This window comes from Pectobacterium artocarpous (genome assembly GCF_046159765.1).
Lineage (GTDB): Bacteria > Pseudomonadota > Gammaproteobacteria > Enterobacterales > Enterobacteriaceae > Pectobacterium.
Genome location: NZ_JBJXVK010000045.1, coordinates 1 through 10,084 on the forward strand (window position 1 = coordinate 1; position 10,084 = coordinate 10,084).

General features: G+C 34.9%; 10 protein-coding genes. 8 read left to right on the forward strand and 2 right to left on the reverse strand.

Annotated elements, in window-relative coordinates; all coding sequences use genetic code 11:
* The first annotated feature begins 105 nt into the window (after positions 1-105).
* The 6 genes from ACKQAD_RS19960 (at position 106) to ACKQAD_RS19985 (ending at position 7,298) form a co-directional block, all read left to right on the forward strand.
* Positions 106-1,485: a recombinase family protein gene (locus ACKQAD_RS19960; protein WP_409161712.1), complete on the forward strand. Its 1,380-nt coding sequence runs from the start codon at positions 106-108 to the stop codon at positions 1,483-1,485.
* Between the two features lie 473 nt (positions 1,486-1,958).
* Positions 1,959-2,318 (forward strand): hypothetical protein, encoded by a 360-nt coding sequence (locus ACKQAD_RS19965; RefSeq protein WP_409161713.1) that lies wholly within the window; start codon positions 1,959-1,961, stop codon positions 2,316-2,318.
* A gap of 340 nt (positions 2,319-2,658) precedes the next feature.
* Complete coding sequence (locus ACKQAD_RS19970; RefSeq protein ID WP_180778546.1) at positions 2,659-2,808, forward strand: hypothetical protein; 150 nt, start codon at positions 2,659-2,661, stop codon at positions 2,806-2,808.
* A 339-nt stretch (positions 2,809-3,147) separates the two neighbouring features.
* Entirely contained in the window at positions 3,148-4,524 is a 1,377-nt protein-coding gene (locus tag ACKQAD_RS19975; protein WP_409161714.1) for a DEAD/DEAH box helicase family protein, read from the forward strand.
* Between the two features lie 537 nt (positions 4,525-5,061).
* Positions 5,062-5,544, forward strand: a complete 483-nt coding sequence (locus tag ACKQAD_RS19980) for a hypothetical protein (protein ID WP_409161715.1) — start codon at positions 5,062-5,064, stop codon at positions 5,542-5,544.
* 35 nt (positions 5,545-5,579) lie between these two features.
* Positions 5,580-7,298, forward strand: a complete 1,719-nt coding sequence (locus ACKQAD_RS19985) for an AIPR family protein (RefSeq protein WP_409161716.1) — start codon at positions 5,580-5,582, stop codon at positions 7,296-7,298.
* A gap of 64 nt (positions 7,299-7,362) precedes the next feature.
* Here ACKQAD_RS19985 and ACKQAD_RS19990 read toward each other — a convergent pair whose 3' ends face one another.
* Positions 7,363-8,148, reverse strand: a complete 786-nt coding sequence (locus tag ACKQAD_RS19990; RefSeq protein WP_409161717.1) for a hypothetical protein — start codon at positions 8,146-8,148, stop codon at positions 7,363-7,365.
* A gap of 204 nt (positions 8,149-8,352) precedes the next feature.
* On the reverse strand, positions 8,353-8,538 hold the full coding sequence (locus tag ACKQAD_RS19995; protein ID WP_102118827.1) for a hypothetical protein: 186 nt from the start codon (positions 8,536-8,538) through the stop codon (positions 8,353-8,355).
* A 209-nt stretch (positions 8,539-8,747) separates the two neighbouring features.
* On the opposite strand from ACKQAD_RS19995, the gene ACKQAD_RS20000 reads away from it, so the two are divergent.
* On the forward strand, positions 8,748-9,512 hold the full coding sequence (locus ACKQAD_RS20000) for a hypothetical protein (RefSeq protein ID WP_409161718.1): 765 nt from the start codon (positions 8,748-8,750) through the stop codon (positions 9,510-9,512).
* Between the two features lie 60 nt (positions 9,513-9,572).
* Positions 9,573-9,989 (forward strand): lysozyme inhibitor LprI family protein, encoded by a 417-nt coding sequence (locus tag ACKQAD_RS20005; RefSeq protein WP_409161719.1) that lies wholly within the window; start codon positions 9,573-9,575, stop codon positions 9,987-9,989.
* Positions 9,990-10,084 lie beyond the last annotated feature (95 nt).

Here is a 10,084-nt window from a genome sequence, read left to right on the forward strand (position 1 = left end):
GAACAGCAGTATTATCAACGACTCGAAAGTGTCTAGATTACCCGTAGCGATTCAGATCGCCTATCACGGCGTTCTGCATGGGATGAAGATACTATTCAGTACATTGTGAAGTCTGGTGTCGAGATTCATGATGTATCAACACCTGTAATACTAAAACGTGACGATCCATTTACCAAAATCATTATGGAACTGATTGTTCAACGTGCCAATAATGAGTCTAAGATAAAATCAGAACGTTCTACCAGTGGCTGGCAGACCAGATTTAATAATATGGTAACGAACGGTAAGATCATGACTCGCCGTTTACCTCGTTGGTTGGATAGTAATGAAAATGGTTACTTAATCAAGGAGAATGAAGTAGCGATCATTCATCAAATATTCAATGACTATATAAATGGACAGACTAGTCCTGTAATAGCTAAAAGACTCAATGCAGAAAATAAATTAATCAATGGTAGTTTGTGGCGTCCTAATGGCATTACTAAACTAATAAAAGATCGTCGTTTGCTAGGTGTTTTTTGCCGAAACATCAACGACGAAGAAGTACCGAATGTTTTCCCTAGAATTATTGATGACGAAACATTTCAACATGCAAACAGTATATTGAAAGTTGCTAGTAGTGGTATAAAGGGCAGACCAAGATATAACGAAGAACAACGCACTGTTAGGAATATACTTACGGGTATTATTCGATGTGGTAAGTGTGGTGGTCGTGTAACTACATCAGTTAACAGTAAAGGGGATCGCTATATAAGGTGTAGAAACAGAATAAATTTTGAAATCTGTAACGCAGAGGGCTTTAAATATGCTCTCGCAGAGAAATTAATTTTCGCCCACGTAAAGCAGGTGGATTTTTCCAGCATTATAAATGGTATATCCAAACCTGATCAGCTAAGTGGGCTAAAATCTGAGTTGCTTCAGTTAGAAATTGAAGAAAATGAATGGTTGACAGCTATCGATGAAAGGAAAAAGAACAAGCAAAGGATATCTATCGCATTTGCTACCGGTTTGTCAGATGTACAGGAAAGAATTGATTTAGTGAAACAAGAGATAGTAGAACTTTCATTAAATGAAGCTATTCCCGACTTTGAACAGTTTGATATCGATATTTTATTAAATCCTGAAAACGTCGATGTGCGACTAGCTGCAAGAAAAATGTTATTGCAAGTACTGGATACAGTCACATATACGAGAGATGAGAATAGAATTGGCTTTAATATAAAATATAGAAATAGTGTGATCTTACATGCGTTGATTGCAAATATCAAAACACATAAAGTTATATCACATGGCTCAGTTAGCATTGAAGGCGATGGTCAGGTAATATTGAAAAATAACTTTTTTGATTTGAATATGTTAAATGGCGAGATGACAATGCATGATGTTACAGATTTAGAAGAACTAGAGGAAGCTAAGGAATCGTTAGATTTTTGGAAGACTTATCTTGAACATATAGCCTCCTTGATACAACAAAGATCAAAGTAATCTCATTTGAATTTTAATTTCGACCTCATAGAACACACTCTATGAGGTTTTTTTGTATGTGGTAATACATTTCCATGACTAATGGAATAAACATCGCTACGGGCTTCCTATCACGTTTTAGGTGATTTGACTCATTTTAGTAGTTAAGTTAAGAATGAAAGTCGGTCAAGATATAACCGAATAGATTGATTTGTGAGCAAGTATTGCTCTACATAAGGATTTATCAAGGATAGGTGTTGTGGATGTACACAGATATGTAAATAAAAAGTGATTTGGATATAGCTAGGCACCCTAATGGGTCAGCTTTTTTCCGTTAAACTTAATATTATAAATAACACGGTTTGAGTTGTGTTGCAAGAGAAAATATATATTATTCTGGGAAATATAGTGCGTTTATGATATGATTCAGTTAGTTAGCTAAATAGAGGGAACAGCTATGAGATAAATTTTAATTTAGATGGAGAAAATAAAACATGGCTAAAAAACCAACAGTACCAAGAGTTATACAAAACAAAATCAAACAGTTTCTTACTGGATTCGATCCAGTGATTAAACGTACAGAGCATCGTCCCAGCATCCTAATAACCGAAAATGATGATAAGCTACATCATCTCTATATGGTTGATGGCGGTAAGATAAAGTACATAACAGTTGATCTTAATACGTCGGACTCAACTGAACTTATTATTGAACCTGATAGTGAGTCGGAAATTGAAATTCGCTTCATGATGTATTCGAGTCTGGTGATGAAGTTACCATTGGTGTATCAAAACATCGAAGCAGTATTTAAACTTATTGAAGAACACAAGTTAGAAATAGCTATTCAGGCATAATTTCTATATCACCTCATTTTATCACGAAAATAATAAATACTTTTGTTGATAAATGAGGTGTTAACTATGAGTGATTTTTTAATAGAGTTGTTAGTGTTTTTAATAATGTTAGTATTATTTCCAATTTATGTAGTACTACAATTTTCGTTTATGATAACGGCAGTTATATTGTGGCCTATAAGTAAAATACTGATAAATAGAATTGATAAAGAAAAATGAAACAATTTTAATTTATCGGGTATAATGTAGGTATCCTCCATGATGTTAAAGCAATCCCCCAGTGGGATTCTTTTATGGTCTGAAAAAGGATGAAAATGATTACAAAAATAAGGATATTAAAATGAAGGAAAATAAAACAAATGTGGCAACAGTACGCTATACAGATTCACAAAAAAAGGCACTTGATAAGCTAATCGCAGCAGGTAAAGCAAAAACACCAGCAGCAGCAATCCAGTACTTAATCAATATATATATGATTGAGGGGGAGTAATGACCAATAGAGTTACAGCACAGGCGAAGTTAAAGGGGAAACCACCCAAAAAGAAGATAATAACAAATCGAAAGAAACTAAACAAATCAGTACAAAGAAAGAAAAAATTAGATTCAATAGATCTCAAATTCGAACAGTATGAAAATATTCTAATCGGATTAAGGAATAACGAACTAACACCTAGTCGAATTTGTAATCTATACAAGTTAAATGTCAAAAGCAATTTTTTCGATAAGCTAATAAAGAATCAATTGCCAGAATACAAAGAGTGGTATAAAAAAGTTATATAATAAAAAGCCAGTACTGGAATACTGGCTAATTATAATAAGGGATATATTAATGTTTAAATATTTATCAGCACCGTGTGGTGCAGGGAAAACAACTGCAATATGTAAGAAAATAGAACAATCGAATGATAATTACATCATAGTACAGAATACAATAAAACTCATTGAACAGACATCAAAACTAATCGCAGATAGTAGAATGATAATTTCTGATTCAATTGATGAGTCAGTACTTAACAGGACTACTCAATTTTTAATGAGTCCAACAAATAGAGTGCTAATCATTAGTGATAAAACATTCTTTCGATTATCAATTGATTTATTGAAGGGATGGAAAATTGTACTGGATGATGTTACTACATTCCATACGTTTAAAAATATTAATGAACGCACTAAAAGCATTAAAAATGTTATCCATGATGATGTGTTTATGGTTTATGATTTTATCGGCGGGGAAGAACAGTACTGTACAGCTAAGAAGAAAGATGTCGAAGGTGACATCATTAGTAAATTGGCTAAAGAATTTACTATGATTGATGAAAACGATATATTCATCATGAATGGCGACTGGTTCAGTACTGATAAAGAGCAGCTTAATATCACGGCATGGAAAGATCTCAAAAAGTATATTGATTTAGATATCACATTTATGAGTGCGAACTTTGAGAGTACCTTGATATACATGGCACATAAAGAATTATTCACGGCTATAGAATTAGATGGATTACTTGAACGGAAAGTACCAGTACAAGATCGCCTTAAGGTATATTATTTCTCTGAGAAACAAATGTTGTCAAAAACATGGAAAAAGAATAACAAGGAAAAACTTGATAAAGTATATCAGTACTTGGACAGTACATTAGAAGGTAAAGCGTTCTATTGGACGAATAATAACAGTGATTCTCATAAATTGATTGGGGGTGCACGTATTAGTCCAGATGCCAGAGGATTGAATGACTACCAGCAATATAATACATGTGTTTGGTTGGCATGTATGCGTCCTTACCAGATTGAAGCAAGGCAATGTGAATTATTCTTTGGATTTAGTAGTACTGAAATTCATCAAGCACGAGAGTATGAATCACTTCATCAGTTTGTTATGCGTGGATGTATTCGTAATTATAATACTGATTCAATTCAGGTAGTCTACGTGTTTGATCGTGAACAGGCATTATCATTGACTAGTAATGTTGAGCATATTGATATTGGGGTTGATGATGTTGAAGTTAAATCCAATGGCAGACCAGCTAAAGCATATAATTTATCAGCTAAACACAGAAAACGTGTTAGTCGTTTTTTGAGCACTGGTTGTGCATTGAATGATTTTTTGAAGTGGTTGAATAGCAGTACTAATCAAGATTTGAACGATAATGATAGAGAGGAAATGATGAATAGATTCGAAGTCTATTGTCACAAACACCAACAATGAAGGGATTTAAAATGTCACAATAAGTACCTATAGTATTATAAGGGGGTTTTTGTGACATGATCATTTCAAAGGAATAATCCCTGTTTCTTTGGAACGCAGCAAAGCGAAGTGAACAAGAAACAGGGATTATGAGTAAACAACAGGCGACTTGTTCGCATGTTGTCTTATGATTGATTATGTATGAATTGGAACAATAACAACTCGCACTGCTCGTTGCTATTGACCAGATGCCTTGTTCATTCGCTACTTGGAAGTCGCTCATTCACTGCGTATCTGTTCATAATTGTAGCAGTACTTCAATATGAAGGGCGTTAGAAGTAACTACGCGGTCGTAAACGCCCTTGTCAGGTCGTCGGCTGTTTAAGCCTCCTATCATCTACTCACAAGTGACCGTAGGGAACAGTCCCGATCCACAATTGCTTTTCATGATGGTGTTTGTGACATACACAATAAAATAGTTATTGACTTATACTTGATAAATCATACAGTTGGTAAGAAATTCCATCAATATAAGCACAAAATCAAAGAGCCTACATTATGTCTGTATTTCTTACTGTACTATCTGGTGTCCTTGTCTATGTTTTAGGTCAATTGATTCTCAAACTATTAATTGATCCTGTTAATGAACTAAAAAAGACTATATCCAAAATAAACTATGACTTAGTGTTCTACGCCAATGTATTGGCGAATCCCAAAGAAAAGGGAGATGAACAGATGGATAAAGCGACAAAAATAATGCGAGAGCATTCATCACTTCTTCATGCGAATGCGTATTTGATCCCTTGCTATGAATACACTCGCTTAATTTTTGGTCTTCCTACTGAAGAGAAAATAATAGCGGCTACGGCAAGCCTTATCTTTTTATCTAATGGTCATGAAGGTGCATTAGCTAATCAAGGAATACTGAATGCTTATAAGATACAACATACTAAAGTTAATCTAGGTATAAAAATCCCTAAAGCAGATTGGCTAGATCCTGCACTGGAAAAAGAGTTCATAAAGGCTAAGAACTGTAACTAATGTAGTATTACTATTTTTACAAAGGTGGATTATTAATGGCTGGTGTAAGAGAAATTACAATTTCAGGTGTGAAAAGAAGACTGCTTAACAGGTATGGCGATTCGATCAATATGGATGATGTTGGTGGGAATCAAGTCAATCAGGAACAATGTAAAGTTTCTCGGTGCATTGCTGCACTTGCAATAAATGTTTTTAATCCTGATCTCGCTAATGAGATATGTTCTGATGCTGTATGTGATGGGCGAGATGATAACTGTATAGATGCAATCTATGTTAACCACGATAAAAAAATTGTCACTGTTGTTCAAGCAAAATTTGATCAGTCTGGTAATAGTTCTATAGGGCGTCAAGAGATAGCAGATTACCTTACAGCATGTAAAAGTATCTTGATGGAGGAATATGACATTTTCAATCAAAGATTCAATAGATTTAGTAGTGACCTAGAAAAGGCATATGATGAATCATATAAATATGCGTTTGTGTATGCTTATAGTGGTAGAGATGATATATCAGATGATGTTAATAGAATAATTTCAGACAGAAAAGAAGAGTTTAATTTTGATTTAGATGGTGATTTTATTGATATTCATCCACTTTCATTAAGTGCAATGAAGGACTATCTTAGCAGAAGAGCATTAGGAACAATTGATTTAGGTGATGTTGAAGTTCTTCAGTATGGCATAACAGAAGAACCACTTAAAGCTGTTCATGGTATTATAACTGGAGATCAAATTGCTACATGGTGGGAGTCATATGGTGATCTTTTGCTTGAAGATAATATTAGAGGGGGTCTCGGAGATTCATCAGAGGTTAATAGAGGTATAAAAGAAACACTGCTTAATAACCCAGATATGTTCTACTATTATAACAATGGAATAACAATACTTGTTAATTCGTTTACGCCAAGGAGAAGGAATAATCAGGCAAGAAGAGAGTCAGGCGGTTTTGATTTTACAAATATGAATATTATAAATGGTGCTCAAACTATCAGTACAATAGGGAAAACATTTTTGTCTGGTGAAATGACAATGGAACAGCTATCAACCATTAAAGTACCATGCCGTTTCATAAAAGTAGAAAACTATGGTGATGAAGAAGGAAATAAAATAGCACTCGAGATAACTATAGCAAATAACAGCCAAAACAAAGTAACCGCACGTGACTTCATTTCAAAAGATCCTTTCCAAATAGAACTAAAGAAATCATTTTCTTTTGAAGAACCTTATATATATGAGATCAAAAGAAGCGAAAGTGAAAGTGATGATGACATCTATTTGATTACAGTTGAAGACGCCCTATCATCATTAGTATGTAATCTGGTGGCACCCCGATATATTTCGTTGTTGAAATCTTCAAGAGGTCGATTTTTTGAATCGATTAATAGCCCGACGTATAAGGCTGTCTTTAATCCTAGCGTGCATTGTGTTCTATTAATAAATGTAGTAAATATTTATCGTTCTGTATGTGCCTCGCTGAATGCTATGGAGAGTAATAGAGAAACAAAACGAGATCAGAAAATAATTATTCATGGTCGGTATGTGTTTGCTAGTTTGATTATGCACAAGTACAATAACTTAATAACTCGTTCAACTGTTGTTTTACATGAACAAATTCCATCATTTGTTCATGATTTAGAGAGTTATTTCACGGATATAAAAGATTATATCGATGAGTTTTATTCGACAAGTCATATGCCAAGGTTTTTCGAAAATCAGACAAGGGTAAAAGAGCTTTTTGATCTTTTTATACATTGAAATGTCTGAGTGAAATATTTTTTCTCGATTGGAAATAATATGTCACTGGTTTTTAGATTACATATTATTTCCAAATATTAAAACTTAACTCTTTAGTAAGAGTATTTATATTCTTTTCAATATCTTGGAGTTCTTTTACAGACGAATGAATTTTATTTATTATTTCAATGTCAAAAAAGATAGAGTCATCTCCAATTTTACTCCGATGCCGTAAGACCTTTTCTTTTTCATACAATATTGCCGTGTAATTGTCTAAATCATTTAACAAATGCAATGCAGATTCAAAAAAATAAGCTTTCTTTTTCCTCAGTTCTTCATAAAGTTCTTTCTTGTCAAGTTTCCATCCATATATATATAATTGCGTTTCACTTTTACGAAGCAGGAAAACATCCTTCATGTAAAAGTTAACATAACGATCATATGATTCTTTTATATATCTGGAAATATTATCTATATGTTGCATTCCATTTTGTGTTGAAAAATCCTTTCTCCATTCTCGAAGGTCTTCATCAGTTTCATGAAGCACTAACTCATTTGAAGCTATTTCAATACCAAGTAAAGTTCTTCTTATATTCTCCTCAAGAGGTAAAATATGACTCTCATGAAATTTTACAATAAGAGGTAATGAGGATTCTTTCTTTTTTATAGTTAGCCAATCTTTAGCATTCCATGCTGCATACAATGCAGCACCAGCCATCAATGTGTTAGCACTGGCACTAACCCAATCCGCAATGCTTTTCTCAAATACCAAAGCATCCAAAAAACAGATTACTATAACACCGAGCGAGAAGGCGATGAGATGTGTTATGTTAACGTGACTCTTTATAAATTCCCAATGAAAGTACTTCATCACTTTTTACCCAATAGTTTTTCCACATAGATGTGATAGCATTTATAGTCAGCCCATGACTCTACGCGAATATTAGAAAGATCATTTAATTCGGATAGTTTTCTAATAACGGTCATATTTCCAGTTCTTGATATTCTAAGATTTTTTAACGTACAGAATAATTCATCATCACGAAATATTTTATATGTAGCCATAGTGTAAGACCTAATGTTTATAATGCTTCAAGTACATTTCAACAAACACATCACGAGGTTCAACCTCATCACCTTTGTTGGCAAAAAGCTGTTTTTTGAATTCATAGATGATTGTGATTTCGTTCTCACTCAGGGGTGAACGCCCGTCATAGTTCACGAATGAGCAGATAGACTCGCTTAGTTCTTTGATATCCATATAGTTACTCTCCATGTAGAAAAATCATGCTATCAGTAGTTTATTAGTTCAGCAATACCGATCGACATTACCTATTGATGTTACGGGTATTGATAGATTTTAATAGATAAAATCGATCATAAATCAATTATCGATCGTTTTTATCGATCATAAACGTAGGGGTGTGATACTATTCAGTACCGTATCGTCTTGAAAAAAGGAAACTATTCGTGATCAAATTGTTTTTCTTCATAGTCTGCTGTGCTTTGGCTATCGTAGCTTACCGGAAAGTGGCTAGGCGTCTGAGGTCTAAGGGCTGGGGGAGTTTTTCAGTACTGGTAGTTTCACTTCCGGTCAGTTTCATTGTCTTCATGATCTCTATTGGCCTGAGTAATGCTGTCTTACCAGCCGATGAAACAACTGGTAGTACCGTATCGACATCAGCGGGAACAGCAGATACAACACCAGTGATAGAAAAGCCTAAGTACAAGAAAGTGACTATGGGGGGTGAGAGCCTAACCTATGACACATCAAATCCCTCAGAAGTGAAATTGGTAAATCAGATTCGTGAGATGTCGCCATCATCAGCAGACTTAGGTACGGCGGTGTTGATCTTTACAAAGTACGGAATATCTTTATCTGCGTGGAATAACATTATGGCAACTTCTCCATGTATCCGTGATGCCAAGTATGAAGAACAGTTAATAAAGCCGCTGTATGACTCAATGACACAAGGTTATGGTCAGGAGTACCGACAATCTCGTAGTAGTAATTTCCCCAAGATATGGGATCACCCAAATTGGAGAACGATGTACTACGAGCAGTACGCAATCCCTAAAACCAAAATTGCCAATAGGATTATTTCTTGCTCTTGGGGAGAGGCACAACAATTACCAGAACATGCAGTACGTCCTAAGCCAGAACTGTACAATGAGAATCCGAATATTATAACTAACAAGTACCATCCATTTTTTCATAATCAAGGCAGTTATTGATTTTAGCGGTAAGTGTCAACACTAGGGAATATCACTACTACTGAAATAATGAGGATGATAATGAAGAAGGCATTAATTACGGCATTACTATTAACAGTCACGACGACAGCATACGCTAATGATGATTTCGTCAAAGCACTGGATGATCAGCTATCGGCCTGTACTAACAAGGCTGAGAACACCTTAGCGACGAATGAATGTTTCAACGCTGGCCTTAAAGCATGGGATACGGAGTTGAACAAGCAGTACAAGCTACTCCTAGCCGATCAATCTGATGAGTTCAAGAATAGCCTGAAAAAATCACAGACCGCATGGATTAAGTACCGTGATTCATATGTCGAGGCTATGCTGGAGCTCTATAGACAACAAGATGGCACCATATGGGGAACCATCATGTCAGATGCTAAGTTACGTGTGACACGCGATAAGGCTATTGAACTGTACAAGCTACGTACCAGTACAGATCTTGAAGGATAATATGGTAAGTACTGGAACTATAACGGTTCCAGTACTTCTCATAGGCTTTGTTGAATAAATCGAACTTTTGCTCAATCTCAGGATCAGATCACGCA

Excerpts from the sequence above, each read along its gene's own strand:
- ACKQAD_RS19980 (WP_409161715.1), top strand. The coding sequence starts at position 5,062 with ATGTCTGTATTTCTTACTGTACTATCTGGTGTCCTTGTCTATGTTTTA.
- ACKQAD_RS20005 (WP_409161719.1), top strand. The coding sequence starts at position 9,573 with ATGAAGAAGGCATTAATTACGGCATTACTATTAACAGTCACGACGACA.
- ACKQAD_RS19970 (WP_180778546.1), top strand. The coding sequence starts at position 2,659 with ATGAAGGAAAATAAAACAAATGTGGCAACAGTACGCTATACAGATTCA.
- ACKQAD_RS19975 (WP_409161714.1), top strand. The coding sequence starts at position 3,148 with ATGTTTAAATATTTATCAGCACCGTGTGGTGCAGGGAAAACAACTGCA.
- ACKQAD_RS19990 (WP_409161717.1), bottom strand. The coding sequence starts at position 8,148 with ATGAAGTACTTTCATTGGGAATTTATAAAGAGTCACGTTAACATAACA.
- ACKQAD_RS19995 (WP_102118827.1), bottom strand. The coding sequence starts at position 8,538 with ATGGATATCAAAGAACTAAGCGAGTCTATCTGCTCATTCGTGAACTAT.
- ACKQAD_RS19985 (WP_409161716.1), top strand. The coding sequence starts at position 5,580 with ATGGCTGGTGTAAGAGAAATTACAATTTCAGGTGTGAAAAGAAGACTG.
- ACKQAD_RS19965 (WP_409161713.1), top strand. The coding sequence starts at position 1,959 with ATGGCTAAAAAACCAACAGTACCAAGAGTTATACAAAACAAAATCAAA.